The sequence below is a fragment of the Xylophilus sp. ASV27 genome (assembly GCF_016428875.1).
Lineage (GTDB): Bacteria > Pseudomonadota > Gammaproteobacteria > Burkholderiales > Burkholderiaceae_C > Xylophilus.
In genome coordinates this window covers 1-21,134 of the sequence record NZ_JAELTO010000014.1, presented here as the reverse complement: position 1 = coordinate 21,134, position 21,134 = coordinate 1, and the positions used below count along the sequence as shown (strand labels likewise).

25 protein-coding genes are annotated in these 21,134 nt (G+C 68.4%); 11 read left to right on the top strand and 14 right to left on the bottom strand.

All coding sequences use genetic code 11. The features are described from left to right. Window positions 1-10 precede the first annotated feature (10 nt). The 4 genes from JHD63_RS04965 to apbC form a co-directional block, all read right to left on the bottom strand. Complete coding sequence (locus tag JHD63_RS04965; protein WP_198969636.1) at window positions 11-1,570, bottom strand: formate dehydrogenase beta subunit; 1,560 nt, start codon at window positions 1,568-1,570, stop codon at window positions 11-13. After that, entirely contained in the window at window positions 1,567-2,046 is a 480-nt protein-coding gene (locus JHD63_RS04960) for a formate dehydrogenase subunit gamma (protein WP_198969635.1), read from the bottom strand. The genes JHD63_RS04965 and JHD63_RS04960 overlap by 4 nt, the downstream gene beginning before the upstream one ends. 207 nt (window positions 2,047-2,253) lie before the next feature. Then, the gene (locus JHD63_RS04955; protein ID WP_198969634.1) at window positions 2,254-3,201 is read right to left on the bottom strand and encodes a LysR family transcriptional regulator; all 948 of its coding nucleotides are present in this window, start codon (window positions 3,199-3,201) and stop codon (window positions 2,254-2,256) included. A gap of 22 nt (window positions 3,202-3,223) precedes the next feature. Continuing rightward, complete coding sequence (gene apbC, locus JHD63_RS04950) at window positions 3,224-4,315, bottom strand: iron-sulfur cluster carrier protein ApbC (protein ID WP_233167640.1); 1,092 nt, start codon at window positions 4,313-4,315, stop codon at window positions 3,224-3,226. Window positions 4,316-4,452: 137 nt separating this feature from the next. Here apbC and metG point away from each other — a divergent pair, with 137 nt between their 5' ends. Further along, entirely contained in the window at window positions 4,453-6,531 is a 2,079-nt protein-coding gene (gene metG, locus JHD63_RS04945) for a methionine--tRNA ligase (protein WP_198969632.1), read from the top strand. A gap of 151 nt (window positions 6,532-6,682) precedes the next feature. On the opposite strand, the gene JHD63_RS04940 is transcribed toward metG, so the two are convergent. Further along, the gene (locus tag JHD63_RS04940) at window positions 6,683-7,354 is read right to left on the bottom strand and encodes a GntR family transcriptional regulator (protein ID WP_198969631.1); all 672 of its coding nucleotides are present in this window, start codon (window positions 7,352-7,354) and stop codon (window positions 6,683-6,685) included. Between the two features lie 58 nt (window positions 7,355-7,412). On the opposite strand from JHD63_RS04940, the gene JHD63_RS04935 reads away from it, so the two are divergent. Genes JHD63_RS04935 through JHD63_RS04925 form a run of 3 tightly spaced genes read left to right on the top strand, consistent with a single transcriptional unit; the run spans window position 7,413 to window position 10,349 of the window. After that, a complete protein-coding gene (locus JHD63_RS04935; protein WP_198969630.1) occupies window positions 7,413-8,165 on the top strand; it encodes an enoyl-CoA hydratase/isomerase family protein in 753 nt (250 codons plus the stop codon). Between the two features lie 55 nt (window positions 8,166-8,220). Then, on the top strand, window positions 8,221-9,192 hold the full coding sequence (locus JHD63_RS04930; protein ID WP_198969629.1) for a Bug family tripartite tricarboxylate transporter substrate binding protein: 972 nt from the start codon (window positions 8,221-8,223) through the stop codon (window positions 9,190-9,192). A gap of 8 nt (window positions 9,193-9,200) precedes the next feature. Beyond that, window positions 9,201-10,349 (top strand): CaiB/BaiF CoA transferase family protein, encoded by a 1,149-nt coding sequence (locus tag JHD63_RS04925; protein WP_198969628.1) that lies wholly within the window; start codon window positions 9,201-9,203, stop codon window positions 10,347-10,349. Between the two features lie 32 nt (window positions 10,350-10,381). Here JHD63_RS04925 and JHD63_RS04920 read toward each other — a convergent pair whose 3' ends face one another. Both JHD63_RS04920 and JHD63_RS04915 read right to left on the bottom strand, forming a co-directional pair. Then, window positions 10,382-10,630, bottom strand: coding sequence for a GlsB/YeaQ/YmgE family stress response membrane protein (locus JHD63_RS04920; protein WP_198969627.1), 249 nt, complete (start codon window positions 10,628-10,630; stop codon window positions 10,382-10,384). 103 nt (window positions 10,631-10,733) lie between these two features. After that, window positions 10,734-11,252: an outer membrane protein assembly factor BamE gene (locus JHD63_RS04915; protein ID WP_198969626.1), complete on the bottom strand. Its 519-nt coding sequence runs from the start codon at window positions 11,250-11,252 to the stop codon at window positions 10,734-10,736. Window positions 11,253-11,297: 45 nt separating this feature from the next. On the opposite strand from JHD63_RS04915, the gene JHD63_RS04910 reads away from it, so the two are divergent. The 4 genes from JHD63_RS04910 to queE all read left to right on the top strand — a co-directional run bounded on the left by JHD63_RS04910 (window position 11,298) and on the right by queE (window position 14,678). Further along, entirely contained in the window at window positions 11,298-11,504 is a 207-nt protein-coding gene (locus JHD63_RS04910; RefSeq protein ID WP_198969625.1) for a DUF3460 family protein, read from the top strand. Window positions 11,505-11,576: 72 nt separating this feature from the next. After that, on the top strand, window positions 11,577-12,431 hold the full coding sequence (locus JHD63_RS04905; RefSeq protein WP_198969624.1) for a segregation and condensation protein A: 855 nt from the start codon (window positions 11,577-11,579) through the stop codon (window positions 12,429-12,431). Between the two features lie 37 nt (window positions 12,432-12,468). Beyond that, a complete protein-coding gene (gene nadB, locus JHD63_RS04900; protein ID WP_198969623.1) occupies window positions 12,469-14,034 on the top strand; it encodes an L-aspartate oxidase in 1,566 nt (521 codons plus the stop codon). A gap of 5 nt (window positions 14,035-14,039) precedes the next feature. Then, window positions 14,040-14,678 carry a 7-carboxy-7-deazaguanine synthase gene (gene queE / locus JHD63_RS04895; RefSeq protein ID WP_198969622.1) on the top strand — a complete coding sequence of 213 codons (639 nt, stop codon included), beginning with the start codon at window positions 14,040-14,042 and terminating at the stop codon, window positions 14,676-14,678. On the opposite strand, the gene JHD63_RS04890 is transcribed toward queE, so the two are convergent. The 4 genes from JHD63_RS04890 to JHD63_RS04875 are packed head-to-tail and all read right to left on the bottom strand — an operon-like array spanning window position 14,675 to window position 16,912. Beyond that, window positions 14,675-15,352 carry a DUF799 domain-containing protein gene (locus tag JHD63_RS04890; protein WP_370590393.1) on the bottom strand — a complete coding sequence of 226 codons (678 nt, stop codon included), beginning with the start codon at window positions 15,350-15,352 and terminating at the stop codon, window positions 14,675-14,677. The genes queE and JHD63_RS04890 overlap by 4 nt on opposite strands. Beyond that, window positions 15,349-15,714 carry a DUF4810 domain-containing protein gene (locus JHD63_RS04885; protein WP_198969621.1) on the bottom strand — a complete coding sequence of 122 codons (366 nt, stop codon included), beginning with the start codon at window positions 15,712-15,714 and terminating at the stop codon, window positions 15,349-15,351. The genes JHD63_RS04890 and JHD63_RS04885 overlap by 4 nt, the downstream gene beginning before the upstream one ends. Continuing rightward, on the bottom strand, window positions 15,714-16,025 hold the full coding sequence (locus tag JHD63_RS04880; RefSeq protein WP_198969620.1) for a hypothetical protein: 312 nt from the start codon (window positions 16,023-16,025) through the stop codon (window positions 15,714-15,716). Before JHD63_RS04880 ends, JHD63_RS04885 begins: the two co-directional genes overlap by 1 nt. A gap of 5 nt (window positions 16,026-16,030) precedes the next feature. Next, window positions 16,031-16,912, bottom strand: coding sequence for a CsgG/HfaB family protein (locus JHD63_RS04875; RefSeq protein ID WP_370590392.1), 882 nt, complete (start codon window positions 16,910-16,912; stop codon window positions 16,031-16,033). A 314-nt stretch (window positions 16,913-17,226) separates the two neighbouring features. Here JHD63_RS04875 and JHD63_RS04870 point away from each other — a divergent pair, with 314 nt between their 5' ends. The 3 genes from JHD63_RS04870 to panD are packed head-to-tail and all read left to right on the top strand — an operon-like array spanning window position 17,227 to window position 18,411. Further along, window positions 17,227-17,589, top strand: a complete 363-nt coding sequence (locus JHD63_RS04870) for a 6-carboxytetrahydropterin synthase (protein WP_198969618.1) — start codon at window positions 17,227-17,229, stop codon at window positions 17,587-17,589. A gap of 33 nt (window positions 17,590-17,622) precedes the next feature. Next, window positions 17,623-17,994, top strand: a complete 372-nt coding sequence (locus tag JHD63_RS04865; RefSeq protein WP_198969617.1) for a 5-carboxymethyl-2-hydroxymuconate Delta-isomerase — start codon at window positions 17,623-17,625, stop codon at window positions 17,992-17,994. A gap of 30 nt (window positions 17,995-18,024) precedes the next feature. Then, window positions 18,025-18,411 (top strand): aspartate 1-decarboxylase, encoded by a 387-nt coding sequence (gene panD, locus JHD63_RS04860; RefSeq protein ID WP_198969616.1) that lies wholly within the window; start codon window positions 18,025-18,027, stop codon window positions 18,409-18,411. Between the two features lie 68 nt (window positions 18,412-18,479). Here the strand turns inward: panD and JHD63_RS04855 are convergent, their stop codons facing one another. From JHD63_RS04855 to JHD63_RS04845, 3 genes are all read right to left on the bottom strand, one after another. Then, window positions 18,480-19,157, bottom strand: a complete 678-nt coding sequence (locus tag JHD63_RS04855) for a DUF4276 family protein (protein ID WP_198969615.1) — start codon at window positions 19,155-19,157, stop codon at window positions 18,480-18,482. A 3-nt stretch (window positions 19,158-19,160) separates the two neighbouring features. Continuing rightward, window positions 19,161-20,576 carry an AAA family ATPase gene (locus tag JHD63_RS04850; protein WP_198969614.1) on the bottom strand — a complete coding sequence of 472 codons (1,416 nt, stop codon included), beginning with the start codon at window positions 20,574-20,576 and terminating at the stop codon, window positions 19,161-19,163. Between the two features lie 34 nt (window positions 20,577-20,610). Further along, a partial coding sequence (locus JHD63_RS04845; RefSeq protein ID WP_198969613.1) for an aminotransferase class IV occupies window positions 20,611-21,134 on the bottom strand: 524 nt, incomplete at its 5' end.

The window sequence follows — 21,134 nt, the reverse complement described above, 5'->3', positions numbered from 1 at the left end:
GTGTTCTCCTTCAGGCAGCATGCGGTGCGGGCGCGGCCAGGCCGAAATCCTGCGGGTAGTGCTCGAGGGCCGACAGCACCGGATGAGGCGTCATCCCGCCCATGGCGCACAGCGAGCCGTGCAGCATGGTGTCGCACAGGTCGCGCAGCAACCGCACCTGCTGCTCGCGCTGCTGGTTGCCGGTGATGCGGTCGATCACCTCTACGCCGCGCGTGGAGCCTATGCGGCAGGGCGTGCACTTGCCGCAGGACTCGATCGCGCAGAATTCCATGGCATGGCGTGCGAGCCGGGCCATGTCCGCGGTGTCGTCATGGACCACGATGCCGCCATGCCCCACCACCGCGCCCACGGCGGCATAGGCCTCGTAGTCCAGCGGCAGATCCCAGTGCGCCGCTGGCACGTAGGCGCCCAGCGGCCCGCCGACCTGCACCGCCTTGACCGGGCGGCCCGAGGCCGTGCCGCCGCCGTAATCGAAGATCAGTTCGCGCAGGGTCACGCCGAAGGCCTTCTCCACCAGGCCCGCGCGGCGGATGTTGCCGGCCAGCTGGATCGGCAGCGTCCCGGTCGAGCGCCCCACGCCGAAGCCGCGATAGAACTCCGCGCCGCGTTCCAGGATCAGCGGCACCGAGGCCAGGGTGATCACGTTGTGGATCACCGTGGGCTGGCCGAACAGCCCTTGCACTGCCGGCAGCGGAGGCTTGGCGCGCACGATGCCGCGCTTGCCTTCGAGGCTTTCGAGCATGGCGGTTTCCTCGCCGCACACGTAAGAGCCCGCCGCCTTGCGCACCTCGAGGCGGAACGCGCCGTCGGAGCCCAGCACATGCTCGCCAAGGAATCCGGCCGCGCTCGCCCGCTCGATCGCGGCCTGCATCGTGGCGATGGCGTGCGGGTACTCGGAACGGATGTAGACGTAGCCCTGCGTCGCGCCCACGGCAATGCCGGCGATCGCCATGCCCTCGATCAGCATGTACGGGTCGCCTTCCATGGTCATGCGGTCGGAGTAGGTGCCCGAGTCGCCCTCGTCGGCGTTGCAGGCCACGTACTTGCGGGCCGCCGCGGCGGCGCGCACGGTCTTCCATTTGATGCCGGCAGGGAAAGCGGCGCCGCCCCGGCCGCGCAGGCCGGACTGCAGCACCTCCTCCACCACGGCCGCCCCGCCCAGCGCGAGTGCGCGGCGCAGGCCCGCCCAGCCGCCATGGGCCTCGTAGTCGGCGAGCGAGAGCGGATCGGTCACGCCCACGCGGGCAAAGGTCAGGCGCTCCTGCCGCGCCAGGAAGGGGATCTGCTCCGTCAGGCCCTGCGCCAGCGGATGCGTGCCGCCGTACAGCAGGCCCGCGTCCAGCAGGCCGGGGACATCTTCGGGCTCGACCGGCCCGTAGGCCAGGCGCCCCTGCGCCGTCTGCACTTCCAGCAGCGGCTCCAGCCAGAACAGGCCGCGCGAGCCGTTGCGCACGATCTGCACGGACAGCCCGCGCTGCGCGCAGGCAGCCGCCAGCGCCGCCGCGACTTCGTCCGCGCCGACGGCCAGCGCCGCCGAGTCGCGCGGGATGTAGATGCGAACCGGGTTCACGCCAGCTCCAGCGCCGCCGCGATGCGGTCGAACTTCTGCGGCGTCATGCGCGCATGCAGGCGCCCATCGACCATGACGGCCGGCGACGAGGCGCACAGGCCCAGGCAGTACACCGGTTCGAGCGTCACCGCGCCATCCTCGCGGGTGGCGTGCTCCGCGCAGTGGAGCACCTGGGCCGCATGCGCCATCAGCGCGTCCGCCCCAAGCGCCTGGCAGGACTCGGCGCGGCAGACCTGCACCACATGGCGGCCCGCCGGGGCTTCACGGAAGTGCGGGTAGTGGCGGATGACGCCATGCACCTCGGCGCGCGACAGGTTGAGCGCCTGCGCCATCAGCGGCACGGCCGCGGCCGGCACGTGGCCCAGCGCGTCCTGCACCGCATGCAGCAAGGGCATGAGCGCGCCGGGACTGCCGCGGTGCCGGGCGATCAGCGCTGCCACCACGTCCAGCGCATCGGGAGAGGAAAGATCGGTCATGGAGGCCCGCAAATGGAGATGTCCGGCCCAGGCTGTCCGCCCGCCGTGCGCCGGAGTGTGGGCGAGGCATTTCTGCCGCGTCAAATTCAATCCCTGGATCGGGGCATTCGCAGAAGAAATGATGCAGTGCACATCCGCCGCCCTTCCTCTGGGGCGCAGGCGCGGACCGTGCACGCGGCGGCGTCGGACCCCGGGCAAACCCCGACGTCAGGGCGTGATGTCGCCCGCGTTTTCGCCGCACTGCCGGACCCAGTCCGGATCGGCCAGCAGGTCCAGCGCGGCCTGCAGCGCCCTGGTCGGCTGCACGCCGGCCTGCGTCATGAACCCGATGGGCGTGCGGACCTCGGGGCCGGTCAGGGGAAGCGCCTCGAGTTCGCGATGGCCGCGCAGCGTGGCCACCATGGCGCCGGGCAATATGCTGCAGACGCCGCCGCCGGCCACCGACAGCACCAGGCTCAGCACGGAGTTGGTCTGCAGCGCCGGCGACACCGGCGCACCCGCGGCGAGAAACGCCTGGTCGATCAGGGCGCGGTTGTGCATGTCGGGCGTGAGCAGGCACAGCGGATGCCTCGAAGCCTCGGCCCAGCTCAGCGCCGGGCCGATGCGCAAGCCTTCCTGCGCGGCCGGCGCGGCGCGGCGCACGAAGTAGTAGTGCTCGGCGTACTGCGCCCAGGCCAGCAGGCGCGCCCGGCTCTCGCGGCCCATGCGCTCGGTGTAGCCCAGTGCGAGTTCGAGCGACAGGTCCTCGAGCCCGGTCTCCAGCTCCTGCGAACTGGTGGACAGCACCACCGGCGTGATGCCGGGCTGCCGCGTGAACAGCATGGCCGCGAAGCGCGTGAGGATCGGGATCGCGGTGGGCACCGCCGCCATGCGCAGGGTGCCCCGCAGGCGGCCCGCGGATGCGCTGATGTCCTGCCGCAGCCGCTCATGCTCGTGCAGCATGCGCTGGGCGGTGTGCAGCACCTGGGTGCCCTCCGGCGTGAGCCCGGCGTAGGCGCGCCCGCGCCGCACGATCACCGCCCCGAATTCCTTTTCCAGTGCACGCAGGGCGTTGGACAGCGCCGGCTGCGTGATGTGGCAGGCCTGCGCCGCACGGCCGAAATGCCGGTACTGGTGCAGCGCCACCAGGTAGCGCATGGACGCCAGCAGGTTCATGCCGCGGCGGTGGCAGCGGTGCTCACGTGTTCTGGCTGACCGTGATGCTCGGGAAGCGCGCGGAGTAGTCCTTGCCGCGCTCGGCCAGCGCCACCGCCACGCGCTGGGCGATGTCGCGGTAGAGCGCCGCATGCGCGCCCTCGGGCGCGGCGGCGACGGTCGGCGTGCCGCCGTCGGCCTGCAGGCGGATGTCCAGCGCCAGCGGCAGCGCGCCCAGGTAGGCCATGCCGTAGTCCGCCGCCATGCGGCGGCCGCCGCCCTCGCCAAAGATGTGCTCGGCATGGCCGCACTGGCTGCAGACGTGCACCGCCATGTTCTCCACCAGCCCCAGCAGCGGCACGCCCACCTTCTCGAACATCTTCACGCCCTTCCTGGCGTCGATCAGGGCGATGTCCTGCGGCGTGGTGACGATCACCGCGCCGGCGATCGGCACGCGCTGGCTCAGCGTGAGTTGGATGTCGCCGGTGCCGGGCGGCATGTCGACCACCAGGTAGTCCAGGCCCTTCCAGTTGGTCTGGCGCAGCAACTGCTCCAGCGCCTGCGTGGCCATGGGGCCGCGCCAGATCATGGCCTGGTCGGGCTCGACCAGGAAGCCGATCGACATCACCTGGATGCCATGGGCATGCAGCGGGTCCATGGTCTTGCCGTCGGTGCTGGGGGGCCTCTGTCCGGCGATGCCCATCATGGTCGGCACGCTCGGGCCGTAGATGTCGGCATCGAGCAGCCCCACCGCCGCGCCCTCGGCCGCGAGCGCCAGCGCCAGGTTGGCGGCGGTGGTGCTCTTGCCCACGCCCCCCTTGCCCGAGGCGACGGCCACGATGTTCTTCACCTCGGGCATGGGCTGCAGGCCGCGCTGCACCGAATGGGCCACGATGCGGGTGCCGATCTGCACGGACACCTGCTGCACGCCCGGCACGCGCAGGGCGGCGGCCACGAGCGCATCGCGCAGCGCGGCATGCCGGCTGGCGGCCGGGTAGCCCAGCTCGACTTCGAAGCGCGCATGGCCCCGCGCGTCCAGCGTCAGGCCGCGCAGTGCGCGGGTGGAGACGAAGTCCTTGCCGGTGGCCGGATCGCGGACCTCGGCCAGCGCTGCCAAAAGAGTTTGTTCTGTCATGGCGGGAAGTCTAGCGAAGCCGGCCGCATCCATTGATCCTCCCATGCCGGGACGCATCTGCGGTGTGGCAGGTGCCACCTTAAAATCGTGGGTTCGCCCGTCCGAGGCGACCGAACGACTGCCGAAAGCCCGTCCCGATGCCCCCACGCAAACTCTTCGTCACCACCGCGCTGCCCTACGCCAACGGCCATTTCCACATCGGCCACATCATGGAGTACATCCAGGCCGACATCTGGGTGCGGTTCCAGCGGATGCAGGGCAACGCGGTGAACTTCGTCGGCGCCGACGACGCCCACGGCGCGCCGATCATGATCGCCGCCGAGAAGGCGGGCAAGACGCCGCAGCAGTTCGTGGCCGACATCGCGGCGGGCCGCAAACCCTACCTCGACGGCTTCCACATCGCCTTCGACAACTGGCACAGCACCGACGCGCCCGAGAACCACCAGCTGGCCCAGCAGATCTACCGCGACCTGAAGGCCGCCGGCCTGATCGAGACCCGCACGATCGAGCAGTTCTTCGACCCCGAGAAGAACATGTTCCTGCCGGACCGCTACATCAAGGGCGAATGCCCCAAGTGCCACGCCAGGGACCAGTACGGCGACAACTGCGAGGCCTGCGGCACGGTCTATGCGCCGACCGACCTGATCGACCCGTACTCGGCCCTCTCGGGCGCCAGGCCGGTCCTGAAGAATTCCGAACACTTCTTCTTCAAGCTGTCGGACCCGCGCTGCGTCGGATTCCTGGAGCAGTGGACCCAGAACGGCATCCATGTGCAGCCCGAGGTGGCCAACAAGGTCAAGGAGTGGTTCACCGTGCGGACGAACCCGGACGGCAGCACCAGCGAGGGCCTGGGCGACTGGGACATCAGCCGCGACGCGCCCTACTTCGGCATCGAGATTCCGGATGCCCCGGGCAAGTACTTCTACGTCTGGCTGGACGCGCCGGTGGGCTACCTCGCCTCCTTGAAGAACCTGCTGGAGAAACGCGGCGAGGACTACGACGCCTACATGGCCGACCCGGCGCTGGAGCAGGTGCACTTCATCGGCAAGGACATCGTCACCTTCCACACCCTGTTCTGGCCGGCGATGCTGAAGTTCAGCGGCCGCAAGACGCCGGACAACATATTCGTGCACGGCTTTCTCACCGTGAACAACGGCGAGAAGATGAGCAAGAGCCGCGGCACCGGCCTGGACCCGCTCAAGTACCTGGGCCTGGGCATGAACCCGGAATGGCTGCGCTACTACCTGGCGGCCAAGCTCAACGGCCGCAACGAGGACATCGACTTCAACCCGCAGGACTTCATGGCCCGGGTCAACAGCGACCTGGTCGGCAAGTTCGTCAACATCGCGTCGCGCGCGGCGGGCTTCATCGCCAAGCGCTTTGGCGGCCAGCTCGGCACGGTCAGCGCGGACGGGCAGGCGCTGCTGGACGCGCTGCGCGCACAGGCGTCCACCATCTTCGACGCCTTCGAGAAACGCGACACCGCACGCGCCCTGCGCGATGTCATGCTGCTGGCCGACCGCGTGAATGAATACGTGGACGCCAACAAGCCCTGGGAACTGGCCAAGCAGGACGGACAGGACGCGCGCCTGCAGGACGTCTGCACCACCTGCATCGAGGCCTTCCGCCTGCTCTGCATCTACCTCAAGCCGGTGCTGCCGGCGCTCGCGGCGCAGGTGGAGTCCTTCCTCCAGCTCCCCGCCCCGCTCGGCGCGGCCGACGCGCAGACGCTGCTGGGTGCGGGCCACCGCATCGGCGCCTACCAGCACCTGCTGCAGCGCGTGGAAGTGAAGCAGCTCGACGCGCTGTTCGAGCCGCCCGCCGCGCCCGAAGCCAAGGCCGAGGCCGCCCTGCCCGGCGGAGAGGCGCTGGCGCCGGGCATCACCATCGACGAGTTCGCGAAGATCGACCTGCGCATCGCGAAGATCGTGGCCTGCGAGAAGGTCGAGGGCTCCAGCAAGCTGCTGCGCCTGACGCTCGACGCCGGCGAGGGAAAGACCCGCAACGTGTTCAGCGGCATCGCCTCGGCCTACCAGCCCGCGCAACTGGTGGGCAAGCTCACCGTGCTGGTCGCCAACCTCGCGCCGCGCAAGATGAAGTTCGGCATCAGCGAAGGCATGGTGCTGGCCGCGAGCCACGCCGACGAAAAGGCCCACCCCGGCATCCACGTACTGGAGCCGTGGCCGGGCGCAACGCCGGGCATGCGGGTGCGTTGATGTGGAACACCCCCGAAGCGCCTGCGGCGCTTCCCCCTCAAGGGGGCGCACCCGGTTGCCTGGCAAGGCTGCGCACCTCACACGGCGTGTTTCATCAAGGGCGACGCTGAACCAGTCCCCGCGACACGCGAGGGACCTGTTCAGCGTCGCCTTAGCCGAAACTGTTGTTCAGCACCAGGTCGGCAAACACCTTGCCGCCCATCGAGATGTGGTCGCGCATCGCCTCCGCGGCGTTGTCGGCGTGGCCCTTCAGGATCCACTCCACCACCCGCTCGTGCTCGCGCTGTGAAGCGGCCAGGCGCCCGGGTTTCTCGAACATCTGCCCCCGGTAGGCGGCGATGCGCAGGCGCACCGTCTGCGCCTGCTCGACGATGAAGGGATTGCCGCTGGCACGGTAGATCACGTCGTGCAGCGCGGCATTGGCGAGCTGGTAGCCCGCCGCGTCGTCCACCTGGGCCTGCGCGGCCGTTCCGGCCAGCGCGTGCTGCAGTTCGTCGCGCAGCGCCGGGCCGATGCGCAGTGCGGCCAGCCGCGCCAGCACACCTTCCAGCTCGCCGAGCGCTTCCATCATCGCCACCAGTTCGTTCGCTCGCAGTTGGCGCACGTAGATGCCGGTGCGCGGAACGATGTCGACCAGCCCGCGCGCGCTTAGCACCAGCAGCGCCTCGCGCACCGGGGTGCGCGAGGTGTTGAAGCTCAGCGCCAGCGCTTTTTCGTCAATGGGCATGCCGGGCGACAGCGTGCCGTCATGGATGTCTTTTTCGAGCCGGGCGCGGATCTGGTCCTGCAGGCTGCCGGTGTCGAGGGTTTTCGCGGGTTGCATGGGTGCGGCTATATTAGCTAACCTTTCAGATATATCAATTCAATCATTTGGTACATCAATGTTGCCTACGCTCCAGATCGACGGCCCGGCCGCCTTCCTCACGCTGCGCCGCCCCCAGGCCGCGAACAAGCTCACGCCGGAGGACCTGCCGGAGCTGGTTCGCCTGCTGGAGACGGTGAACCGCGCGCCCGAGGTGCTGGTGCTGGTGCTGCGCTCAGAAGGCAAGTACTTCTGCAGCGGCTACGACATCTCGGAGGTGGCCTCCAGCCAGACCGAGGGCCGCAGCTTCGGCGACATGGTCGATGCGCTCGAGAACTGCCGTGCGGTCACCATCGCGGCGGTGCATGGCGGCGTCTTCGGCGGCGCCACCGATCTGGTGCTGGCCTGCGACTTCCGCGTGGGCGTGCGCAGCGCCGAGATGTTCATGCCCGCCGCGCGGCTCGGCCTGCACTACTACCAGAGCGGCATGCAGCGCTATGTGTCGCGGCTCGGGCTGGATACGGCCAAGCGGCTGTTCCTGACCGCCGAGAAGCTCGACGGCCCCGCCATGCGGGACTGCGGCTTTCTCACGCAACTGGTCGACGACGCCGCCGCGCTCGAGGCCGAAGTGCTGCGCCTGCGCGGCACGCTCGCCGGCATGGCGCCGCTGGCGCTGCTGGGCATGAAGAAGCACCTGAACCAGATCGCGCGCGGCACGGCCGACGCCGCTGCGATCCAGCGCGAGGTGCAGCGCTCCGTCGCTTCCGAAGACCTGGCCGAGGGCGGCCGCGCCTGGCGCGAGAAGCGACCGCCGGTCTTCAGGGGCCGCTGAGAGGCCGAGCCCGGCCTTCCCCCTGGACTCCCCACAAGCAACAGGAGACAAAGACATGAAGAAAGAACTTCGCGCCCTTTCATTCGCCGCCGCGGCGCTGCTCGCCTCGGCCTGCGCCGTGGCGGACAGCTACCCGACGCGGCCGATCACGCTGGTGGTGGGTTTCCCCGCCGGCGGCGGGGCCGACACGGTGGCGCGCATCGTGAGCGACAAGATGGCCAGGCTGCTCGGGCAGCCGATCGTCATCGACAACAGGCCGGGCGCCGGCACCACCATCGGATCGGACTTCGTGGCGCGCGCGGCGCCCGACGGCTACACGCTGCTGCTGGGCAGCGGCAACCTCTACGGCAGCGACCAGTTGCTCTACAAGGCCGTGAAGTACGACGGCGCCAGGAGCTTCGTGCCGATCTCGCGCTGGAGTTCGGCGCCGATGCTGCTCGCGGTCCACAAGGACATGAGCGCCCGGACCGTGCAGGACCTGATCGCCCAGGCGCGGCAGAACCCAGGCAGGCTGACCTATTCGTCCTCGGGCACCGGCGTGGTCACCCACCTTGCGGCGCTGTCGTTCGAAAAGGCCGCCGGCGTGAGCATGCTGCACGTGCCCTACAAGGGCGGCGCCCCGTCGATCCAGGCCGTCGCCGCGGGCGACGTGCAGCTCACCTTCGGCACGCCACCCTCGGTGCTGCCGATGGCCCAGGGGCAGAAGCTGCGCGTGCTGGCCGTCACCTCGGGCCAGCGCTCGCCGCTGTTTCCCGACCTGCCGAGCATCGGCGAGGCCGTGAAGGGCTACGACTACACCTTCTGGTTCGGCCTGTTCGCGCCGGCCGGCGTGCCGCCGGAGGTGGCGCAGAAGCTGTTCGACGCCAGCGTGGCGGCGCTGAACGACCCGGAGGTCAAGGCGCGGCTGGAGAAGTCGGGCAACGAATCGGCACCGTCGCAGTCGCTGGCCGAATTCCGCAGTTGGGCCGCGGCCGAAGGTGCGAAATCGAAGGAACTTACCCAGCGCTCGGGCGCCACCCTCGAATGACGCCGGGCATGCCAACGAGCGGCCCGCTGCAGGGCTTCACCGTCATCGACCTGACCCGCGTGCTCGCCGGCCCGTACTGCACGCTGCTGCTCGCCGACCTGGGCGCGCGCGTCATCAAGGTGGAGCAGCCGGGCCTGGGCGACGATGCGCGGCAGATCGGCCCCTTCGTCGAGGGCGACTCGGCCTACTTCATGTCGGTCAACCGCAACAAGGAGTCGATCGCGCTGGACCTGAAGGCGCCGGCCGACCGGGCGGTCTTCGAATCCTTGCTGGCCAAGGCCGATGTGCTGGTGGAGAACTTCCGCCCCGGCACCATGGAGAAGCTGGGCTACGACTGGCCGACGCTGCATGCGCGCTTTCCGCGGCTGGTGTTCACCTCGGTCTCGGGCTTCGGGCAGACCGGGCCGTACAGCAGGCGCCCCGCCTACGACATGGTGGTGCAGGCGATGGGCGGCATCATGAGCCTGACCGGCCACCCCGGCGCGCCGCCGACGCGCGTGGGCGTGTCGATCGGCGACCTGGGCGCCGGCCTGTACGCGGCCATCGGCACGCAGGCCGCGCTGCTGCAGCGCGGGCGCACCGGACTGGGCGACCGGGTCGACGTGGCGATGCTCGACTGCCAGGTCGCGCTGCTCGAGAACGCGATCTCGCGCATGGAGGCCGACGGCCGCGCGCCGGGGCCGATCGGCTCGCGGCATCCGTCGATCACCCCCTTCGACTTGTTCCGCGCTGCCGACGGCTGGTTCGTGATCGCAGCAGGCAACGACGCGCTGTTCCAGCGCCTGTGCACGGTGCTGGAGCTGCCGGCGCTGCAGGACGACCCGCGCTTTTCCACCAACCCGGCGCGCTGCCAGCACCACGAGGCGCTGAAACAGTTGCTGGAACAGCGCCTGGCATCGGCGACCTGCGCGCACTGGCAGGCACTGCTGATGCAGCACAACATTCCCACCGGCGGCTACAACGACGTGGCCGCGGTGGTGAAAGACCCGCAGGTGCGGGCGCGAGAGATGCTGGTGCAGGTGCGCACGCACAGCGGCCGGCCGCTCACGGTGGCAGGCAACCCGGTGCACGTGGGCGGGCACCGCACGCAGGTGCTGCGGCAGCCGCCACGGCTGGACCAGGACCGCGAGGCGATTCTGGCGGGATTGGCGGGATGACGCGCGCCACGGCCTGCCGCGGCCGCGCAGCCTCAGCTACGGCGCCGGACCATTCCGTAGATCACCAGCAGCACGATCGCGCCGACGACCGACGCGATCCAGCCGGCCGGCTGGCCCACGGCATACCAGCCCATGGCCTGGCCGACATAGCCGGCGATGAACGATCCCGCGATGCCCAGGATGATCGTCATGATCCAGCCCATGCTGTCATCACCCGGTTTGATCGCGCGTGCGATCAGCCCGACGATGAGGCCGACGATCAGGGTTCCGATGATGGACATGGCGCAGTTCCTTTGAGTTGAAGCAGGAGGGCCGGGGATCTTCGGCCCGGACCCATGTTTATAAGAAGAGCCGCCCGGGCCTCTTGTGACCTGGTGTAAATGCTCAGCCGCCGCGCTGGGCCTCCGACTGCGGGTCGAGCGTGCTGCCGGTGCGCAGCACCCGGCCGTCGGGCCCGAAGGTGGCACTGAACACCATCGGGGTGTTGGGCGGCTCCAGGTAGCGCCAGTCCCACACCGTCTCGCCGATGCGGGCGAAAGGCGTGTCCTTCATGGGCCGGCCGAGCCGCCGCCGCACCTCGTCGGCCGCCATGCCGGGCTGGATCGCGGCGAAGTTGGCGGGCGTGAGCACCTGGCGCAGGGCGCTCATGCGGCCGTCGGGGCCGATGGTGATCATGTAGTTGCGCTGCCCGGCGGGCTGGCGGTTGTATTCGAAGGTGCGCGCGCCGTCGGCCTCGGGCCAGATGCGCTCGGGCTCGCCGAAGGCGCGGCGCACGTCGGCTTCGGTGGAAACGCCCTCCTCCAGCGCCCGGATGCGATCGCCGTCGCAGCCGGCCAGCCAGAGCACCAGGGCCAGAAGCGCCGCATGTGCCGCCTGCGCCCCGCCTCGCCAGACCGCCTTCATATCCCATCCCCGGTAAAATCGAGGGTTCCACGATAGCAGCCTGCCATGTCCTTCTTCAACCGCCCGCACTACACCTCCGACGCCACGCAGTTCATCCAGCAGCTCAAGCAGCAGAGGCCGACGCTGGAGGCCGAACAGCGCGCCGGCCGGGCCCTGCTGTGGGACAAGAACGTGGACCGCAGCGCCTCGCGCGAATTCCGCGCCGGCGACGTGCCGCAGAAACCCTACGTCTACCAGACCGACGCCGGCTGATTTTGAAGAAAAAGCAGCTATAGCCCAGGTAGCACCTGGGTTTTTAGCTACATTTTCTATAGCACCCACCCGATGTCTTCCGACGCGCAGGCCGATGCGGCCCTCGACGCCGCCCCCGCCGCGGGCAGCCTGCCGGACGTGGTGGACCAGGTGGCGCTGGCCCGCCTCTATGGCGAGCCGCTGTTCGCGCTGCCGACCGACCTGTACATCCCCCCCGACGCGCTGGAGGTGTTCCTTGAGGCTTTCGAAGGCCCGCTGGACCTGCTGCTCTACCTGATCCGCAAGCAGAACTTCAACATCCTCGACATTCCGATGGCCGGGCTGACGCGGCAGTACCTCTCCTACGTGGACGAGATCCGCAGCCGCAACCTGGAGCTGGCGGCCGAGTACCTGCTGATGGCGGCGATGCTGATCGAGATCAAGTCGCGCATGCTGCTGCCGCCCAAGAAGGCGGCCGAGGGCGAGGAGCCGGAAGACCCGCGCGCCGAGCTGGTGCGCCGCCTGCTCGAGTACGAGCAGATGAAGCTCTCGGCCGCGCGCCTGAACGAAATGCCGCAGCTCGGCCGCGACTTCCTCAAGGCCCAGGTCTACATCGAGCAGAGCCTGCAGCCGCGCTTCCCCGACGTGGAGCTGGCCGACCTGCAGGCCGCCTGGCGCGACATCCTCAAGCGCGCCAAGCTGGTGCAGCACCACAAGATCACGCGCGAGGAACTCAGCGTGCGGGAATACATGAGCATGGTGCTCAAGACGCTGCAGGGCCGGCGCTTCGTCGAGTTCGAGGAACTGTTCCAGCCCGAAAAGGGCGCCACCGTGCTGGTCGTCACCTTCATCGCGCTGCTGGAACTGGCCAAGGAAACCCTGATCGAAATCACCCAGGCCGAGGCGTTCGCGCCGATCTACGTGCGCCTGGCATTCACCCCGGCATGAAAACCGGCCGCGGCACAGCAGCCGGCCCCCCGCGAGCATGAGCACCACCCATTTCGACGTCCTGATCGTCGGCAGCGGCCTCGCCGGCCTGTCCGCCGCGCTCCACCTGGCCCCGCGCCACCGCGTCGCGGTGCTGACCAAGGGCGCGCTCGCCGACGGCGCCAGCCAGTGGGCGCAGGGCGGCATCGCCGCCGTGCTGGCCGAGGGCGACAGCGTGGAGCAGCACCTGCAGGACACGCTGGTCGCCGGCGCCGGCTTGTGCGACGCGGCCGCGGCGCGCTTCGTGGTCGGGCAGGCACCCGCTGCCATCGCCTGGCTGGAGGCGCTGGGCGTGCCCTTCACGCGCGAAGACGGCGCGCTGCACCTCACGCGCGAGGGCGGCCACAGCCAGCGCCGCATCGTGCATGCCGCCGACGCCACCGGCGCGGCCGTGCAGCGCACCCTGATCGAGCGGGTGCGCGCCACGCCCGGCATCACCCTGCTCGAAGGCCATGTGCTGGTGGACCTGGTCACCGAGACCACCACCGGGTGCGGCCGCCGCTGCGTCGGCCTGCATGCGCTCGACACCGCCCGCGACCGGGTCGCCACCTTCGGCGCCGGCCAGGTCGTGCTGGCCACCGGCGGCGCCGGCAAGGTCTACCTCTACACCAGCAACCCCGACAGCGCCACCGGCGACGGCATTGCCGCGGCCTGGCGTGCCGGCTGCCGCGTGGCCAACATGGAATTCATGCAGTTCCACCCGACCTGCCTGCACCACCCGCAGGCCAAGTCCTTCCTGATCAGCGAGGCGCTGCGCGGCGAAGGCGGGCAACTGAAGCTGCCCGACGGCACCCGCTTCATGCCCCGGCACGACCCGCGCGCCGAGCTGGCGCCGCGCGACGTCGTCGCCCGCGCCATCGACTTCGAGATGAAGAAGCACGGCCTGGACTGCGTCCACCTCGACATCTCGCACCAGAGCCCGGCCTTCCTGCACGAGCACTTTCCGACCATCCTGGCGCGCTGCGCGGCGCTGGGCATCGACATCACCAGGCAGCCGATCCCCGTGGTGCCGGCCGCCCACTACACCTGCGGCGGCGTGCAGACCGACCTGGACGGCCGCACCGGCCTGGCCGGCCTCTACGCCATCGGCGAGACCGCCTGCACCGGCCTGCACGGCGCCAACCGGCTGGCCAGCAATTCGCTGCTCGAATGCATGGTGTTCGCCCGCGCGGCCGCCGCCGCCATCGATGCGGCGCCCGCTGCGGCCCCGCCCGCGTTGCGCCCCTGGGACGACAGCCGCGTGACCGACGCCGACGAGGCCGTGGTCATCTCGCACAACTGGGACGAACTGCGCCGCTTCATGTGGGACTACGTGGGCATCGTGCGCACCGACAAGCGGCTGGAGCGCGCCGCGCACCGCATCGCGCTGCTGCAGGCCGAGATCGACGAGTTCTATGCCCACTTCCATGTCAGCCGCGACCTGCTGGAGCTGCGCAACCTGGTGCAGGTGGCCGGGCTGATCGTGCGCTCGGCCCAGGCGCGGCGCGAAAGCCGCGGCCTGCACTTCAGCCGCGACCATCCAGCCACGGCCGACACGGCCGTGCCCACCGTTCTCACGCCCTGACCGCCATGGCCTACAGCGTCAAGGAAATCTTCTACACCCTGCAGGGCGAAGGCGGCCAGGCCGGCATGCCCGCGGTGTTCTGCCGCTTTGCCGGCTGCAACCTCTGGAGCGGCCGCGAGGAAGACCGCGCCAGCGCCATCTGCCGCTTCTGCGATACCGACTTCGTCGGCACCGACGGCACGCTGGGCGGCAAGTTCACCGACGCCGCCGCACTGGCGGCGCGGATCGCCGCGCAATGGCCGCGGCGCGACCGAGCGCACCGCCTGGTCGTGCTGACCGGCGGCGAGCCGCTGCTGCAGGTCGACGCCGCGCTGGTCGATGCGCTGCATGCCGAGGGCTTTCGCATCGCCGTGGAAAGCAACGGCACGCTGGCCGCGCCCAAGGGCATCGACTGGCTCTGCATCAGCCCCAAGGCCGGCGCGCCCTGGGTGCAGAAGCGCGGCCAGGAACTGAAGCTGGTCTGGCCGCAGCCGGGCTTCGACCTGGACGCGCTGGAGGCCGGCACCGACTTCACCCACCGCTTCCTGCAGCCCATGGACGGCCCCGCGCAGGCCGCGAACATCGCGCATTGCATCGCCACCTGCATGCAGCGCCCGGCCTGGCGGCTGAGCCTGCAGACGCACAAGCTCACCGGCATTCGTTAGAAGTCGGCCTGGTCTTTCAGGTAGAGCGGGTCATACGGCCCTGACGGCAGGCCCGTGCCCTTGCCAAATACCGCGATGGCATTGGCCTGCTGCGCCAAGGGAATGTAGTTGGGCGCAACCCTCTCGACCGCCGCGACGATTGCCGCGGCGATAAGCCCGGCGACTCCTCCGCTCTGGTTGTTCTGCGGCTGATAGACCAGCTTCTGCTTGTTGCTCCACAGGGTTTCGCCGGACTTGGTGCTCTTGAGTGCGTACGAGAGCTCGACCGTCACGGTGGTTGACAGGACGATGTACTGCGCATCCCATCGCTCGATCGAGATGTACATGATGGAATCCGCGCCGAAGATTTGACCCAATCGCGCGGGATCGCCTTCATGCACCATGTTCGCATCGTTGAGGCCGTCTTCCTCCATCACCGACTTGACGAGATGGACTGGGAAAACGTAGTAACCCCGTTCCGCGATGGGTCGCACGATGGTCGAAAGGAAGTAGTCGGGCGCATTGACTTCCACGCTTCGATTGACTGTGGGCACCACCAGAATGGAGCGGGGATTCTCCGTCCGCAACTGGGTGTAGTCCGTTTTCTTGGGAGGCGCGGTAGCCGCGCAGCCAACGAGTGCCAGTGCGGCACTGAGCAGGAATGAAGCCCGCAGGAGTCTAGATATCGTTTTCACTGTGTACTGGCCTGTGCATTGGCGGTTTTCCCGGCGGTCTTGGTCATGGTGTCCATCAACACGGTGGATTCAGGCCACGTCGCCTTCTCCTTGGCGAAGTACTCCATGCTCTCTTTCGATTTGCCCTGCTGCAGCAGCAGGAATCCATATTCGGCATAGACCCCGGGCGGAACGATGCGCTTGGCTTGTTCCGCCGCGGCAATGGTCTGCTGCAGCGAGGCGGCAAACTCGCTGGCCTTGGCCGGGTCCTTGTAGTACGAATACATGGCCCCCTCATAGCTGCCCCAGTGGTACTTCTGCTGCGCGGCACAGCCGGTCAGCAGCAGCGCCGCAAGGCCCAATGCCCAGGTACAGCTTCGCATCACCGAGCCCCCCCGGAGACGGTCACGCCACGGGATTCGCCATTGCTGACAAACAACTTTTCGGAATGCAGCACGGCATTGCCGCTGCGCACCTCGACCAGGTGCACGCCTTCCTCCACCCGCAAGGTCTGAGGCGTGCCGTTGAACTGGCTGGCGGCACCCATGGCCAGGCCGTCTACAAACAAGGTGGCACCCTCGGGCGCGCCTTTGACGAAAATTGCGGGGCGGGGAGAACCCGTCCTGACGCTCGTCTCTGGCATGGCACAGGCCGTCAACACGGCGGCCATCATGAACAGGGCTATGCGTCGCATGGCGCTCACTCCTTCCACTCGCTGATGAATACGGAAGACAGATCCGCGGCGCTCACGGCACCTGAGGTGACCTCCGCCACTGCGCCTTCATTGCTTTCGCTGTCGCCGAACAGGCTCACGACCCTCGCTTTGCCCACGGGCGTGGCCGGCAGCGTGATGGCAAAGCCGGTCTGGGCGCTCTTCACGGTTTCACCCTGGCGCAGGATGGCCAGGTTGTCCCCGACCTTCAGCCCCTGTTTGGTTCCGCCCGAGATGAAGATCTGCTTGCCGGCCACACGCAGGATGTCGGTACGCCAGGGACGCTCCTCCAACTTGCTGATCAGCGCGTTCTGCACGTCGGAGATGGCCGCGGCAATGGCACGGTCGTTCAGTGATCCGTCATAGTCGGCCTTGCTGCCGAAACCGGCTACGGACCCGGACTCGGTGCTCGCCTCTCCGGTGCCAGTGGCGGCGAAGAAGGCCAGTCCGGTCTTGGGGTCGACCAGGCGAATCTCCACTTTTGCCCGCGCGGTCTGCACTTTCGTCGCGCTCAGAAAGCCGGATTGTCCCGAGGTGCTGCGCCCGAACTCCGTGACGGAGCCCAACAGAAGTGCATCCACCCCAACGAGGCCGCCATCCTTCAGAATCGCCTGCTCTGCCTGGATCTTGCTGATGTCAGGACGCTCGAACACCAGGAACTTCTGGGAGGACACGAGCCGGCTGGACAGCATGTCGGAGGCCTGCTTGCCCAGGGGATCGAGACTGGCATCCGTCTGCAGCGTGCGGCCATAGCGTGTCTCGTTGGAGAAGCGGCCAATGGCGACCTTGCGCTTGAGCGCCTTCGCCGCCGGCTGCAAAGCCAGCTTCTGCGCATCGATCTGCTGTGTACGTGAAACCGGGGGCTCCACCGGTTGCTGGGGAGTGCTCGGGACTGCGCACCCCGCAAGAAACGCTGGTATGAGAACAACCAATAGACGGCTTGGGTTCATCTCTGCAACAAGAAGTTAGAAAAAGTATTAAATGTAAATCATACCTTCATGAGCTTGCACAGCCGAAGTCGCAAGCTCTGTGGGCGGGGCCGGCGCGAAGGCGAAGAGGGCTTTATGCTCAGCACCGTTCGTGACCTGCCAGCGGCGCCGACAATGGCGCGCCTTCCCGGCGGGTTCATCCGTTTTCAGCAGCGATGCGCGCGCCGCATCGCTGTGCCCCAGCGTCCTCCCCCATGCAGTTCACCGTCCGCCAACGTTTCTTCTTCGACGCCGCCCACACGCTGGAGCGCGAGATCGAAGTCGAAGGCAGCCGCCGCATCCACGGCCACACCTACTACGCGGAGATCGCCGTCAGCGGCCCGCGCCATCCTGACAGCGGCATGGTGATCGACCTGGGCCATCTGCGCCTGCGGCTGGCCGCGCTGCGCGAGCGGCTGGACCACCATCTGCTGGACGAAGTCCCCGGCCTGGGCACGCCCACGCTGGAGAACCTGTGCCTGTTCATCGCCCGCTCGCTGCAGGACCTGCAGCCGCCGCTGTCGCAGGTACGCGTCTGGCGCGACTCGGTCGGCGACGGCTGCGCGCTGGACCTGTAGCCCCAACCCAATTCCATTCAGGAGAAGAGTGCCATGCCCCATCTGACCGTCGAATACTCCCGCAACCTCGCCGGCCTGCCCGAGCGGGAACTGCTGCGCGCGCTGAACGAAGCGGTCACCGCCCACCCCGAGATCGCGGACGAATCCGACCTGAAGTCGCGCCTGGTGGTGCATGACACGTTCCAGGTCGGCACGGCGCCCAATGCGCGCGCCTTCGTGCACGCCCGGCTGGCCCTGCTCTCGGGGCGCACGCCGGAGGCCAAGCGCGAGCTGTCGCACCTGGTGGCCGGCGTGCTGCGGCGGCAGCTGCCGCGGCCCGCGGGGCTGCAGGTGGCGCTGAGCGTGGAGATCGTCGACATGGACCGCCCGTCCTACGTCAAGGAAATGCTGCCCGCGGCCGACTGACTGATTCCATCACCAAGAGAGGCAAGCCCGATGTACCGCACCCTGCTCAAATCCAAGATCCACCGCGCCACCGTCACCGATTGCGAACTGCATTACGAAGGCTCCTGCGCCATCGACCAGGACCTGCTCGACGCCGCCAACCTGGCCGAGAACGAGCAGGTGCACATCTGGAACATCAACAACGGCGAGCGCTTCGTCACCTACGCCATCCGCGGCGAGCGCGGCAGCGGCATCATCTCGGTCAATGGCTCGGCGGCACGCCGCGCCGCCGTGGGCGACCTGCTGATCATCGCGGCCTTCGCCCAGGTGGCCGAGGAGCGCGTGGCGGGCTTCACCCCCCGCCTGGTGTTCGTCGACGCGGCCAACCGCATCCAGGAAGAGCGCGCCCACATCCCGGTACAGGGCGCGTCGGTGTGAGGCTGGTGCGCTCGGTTTGCAGCAAGCTCCGATCCTCCGGCCTGCTGTTGCAGGAAGCGACGAGCGCACTATGTCGGATCGAGCACGCCCATGGCCTGCAATGCCTGCCTCAACTCGGATTCCAAGCCTTGGAATGCCACCAGCTGGCGCAGACGATGCAGCGCCACCTGCTCACCCAACGCGCCCAGTCTTGCATGCACGGTCGCAAGCGGCCTGCGTCGTCCACCTGCATGGCTTGCTCTGAAGGCGGCCTCCAGGCAAGCCTTGGGGTCAGCCAGCCTTTCGGCAGCCTTGGCCGAAGCCGGCAGGCCCAAGGCCTTGTCATCCAGCGTCGTGCCCAAGGCCTGCCGCAAAGCAGCGCCATCGCAGACGAGCCACGATTCGGTGGTTTGCACCGGGATGACCGCGACGCTCTGGCAGACGCGCTGATCAAACGCCCCGCGCAGCCTGTCGAGCGCGGGCTGCACACGCTCTTGCCTGGCCTTGATCGCATCACCATCCGCATCGGCATGTACGAACAAGAGCGACCATGCACCTTGCGCATGGCGTGCGGCAGAAAGAACGCGCTCAGCCCTGCGCTCAGTTTTTGACTCTTGCGTATCCGACAGCATCAGGATTTCGTCATTGATTTCCACGGGGCGTGGCGACTCTGCGCACACCTGCCCGCACAGCCGCCGCAATATCGGGCCCAGAAAACGTTGGTCGGTGCGGCCTTCGGCATACAGCGCCAGTCCCAGGTAGTGCATGGTCTAGCCTTCCGCGACCACGGTTCCAAGGACCTTGTCCACCTCCAGCCTGGAGACATGCCCCTGTGGCACGTGGGCTGCGTCAAAGAGATCGGCCTGCACTCGGGAGCGTGGGTCCACCACCGGACGCAGCCGCGTCTTGCGCCGCAGTTCCTTGCGGGCGGGATCGCTGACGGTGGCCGTGTCGGCGAAGAGGATTTCGGCATCGAGCGCTTGACGGTCTTCGCCGGCCTCCAGCAGTGCGGAAAGCACCACGGGCGAATGGCTGTTCAGCAATAGCTGGCACAGCGGCGCAGCCGGCCCCTCCACTGCCTCGAAATTTGCCGGCGTCGACACCATTTCATTCAAGCTGCGCACGAGTTGCCTCACGCGTCCCGGATGCACTCCGTTCTCAGGTTCCTCGAAACAGATCAGGCCCCGGTGTTTAGGGTCGTTCAGCAGCGTCAGCAAGGCCAGCACACGCAGGGTGCCATCGGAGATCACGCGCGACGAATAGGGCAGCCCGTCGCGCATGGTCAGCTCGATCCGGTATTCGCGGCTGGCGTCGTGCAATCCGGCATCGAGCTGGACGACGCCAGGAATCAGGCTGGCGAGTTCGCCGACGATGTCGCTCAGCACGCCGTTCGGGCGCTCGGCCGTCGCCGTCTCTGCCTTCAGGCGCGCCAGCACGGCGGCCAGATTGGCGCCGTCCACGTCGAGCACGTCGGACGCCGTTGCCGGCACGGGTTTGCGCAGCAGTGCAGGATCGAGTTGCAGCAGACGCCAATGGCGCATTTCCTCGCGCAGGGCGAACAGATGCGGAAACTCCGCATTCGTGATGCTGTAGAGCACCGTCGCTTCCGCCGCACTCGCTGGGCGGTTGCGCCCCTGCTTGCCATCCTGGTGGATGCTGAACGACAGGCCTTCGGGCAGCGTCTCGGTCGTCAGCCAGGGATTCTGGCGGTTGTATTTGAGGTAGGCATCCTTGAACGATCGGGTGGGCTTCTGCGCCTTGACCCACCGGTCATCCTTGCTCTTGATGGGATAGACCGCCTCACTGGCCACCTGCACGCGCTCCAGCCCGTTCTTGACCGCGCGCCGCTCCAACGTCACCTCATAGCGCATTCGAGTGTGAGAGAGACTGACCTCGCTGCCCCAAGGGTCGCGCACCAGGCGATCCACGATCACCTCTGCGGCCAGGAAAATCTGCTTGGCCCGGCCGCCCGAGGGAACCTGCCGGAAAAGCTCCAGCGGTTCGCCGCGCATGTCCTTCAACGCTTCGTTGACATCCTTGGTCGCCAGATTCGACAGCAGCTTGATGGCATCGAACAGGTTGCTCTTGCCCGCAGCATTGCTGCCCAGGATGACCGTGAATGGGCTGAAGCTGATGTCAAGATCCTCGAAAGTCTTGAAGCCATCTATTTGCAGGCGCGTCAGCATGACCGTTTCCTTTTCTTTCGCAGAACGGGGATTGTCACCCGCACTGCGCCTGCAGCCACCCGCGCAGGCTGTTGACGAAGGCCCAGCCCTGCACGCGCGGCACGTCGGTGACGCGCAGCACGGCCTCGGTCATGCGGCCCTCGCGCAGCGCCACGGCGCGGCCGATGCCGGGCAGCAGGCCGCAGGCCAGCGGCGGGGTGATCCAGCGGCCGTCCAGCAGCGCGGCGACGTTGCCGAAGGTGCATTCGGTGATCTCGCCGGCCTCGTTCCAGAGCAGGGTGTCGAAGACGCCCGGCGCGGTGGGTGCGAAGACGGCGTAGTGGGCGCGGCGCGTGGTCTTGTGGCGCACGAATTCGCTCTGCGCCTGCGCGAAGGCGCGCCCGGCGAGTTGCAGCCGCACCGGCTGCGGCGTGGGCGCCAGCGCGAAGGCCTCGGCGCGCGGCCGGCCCGCGGCGTCCAGCAGCAGGCGCGCGCGCCACAGGCCCTGTCTCTTATACACATCTAAAAGAGGGGGGGGGGGGGGGGGGGGGGGGGGGGGGGGGGGGGGGGGGGGGGGGG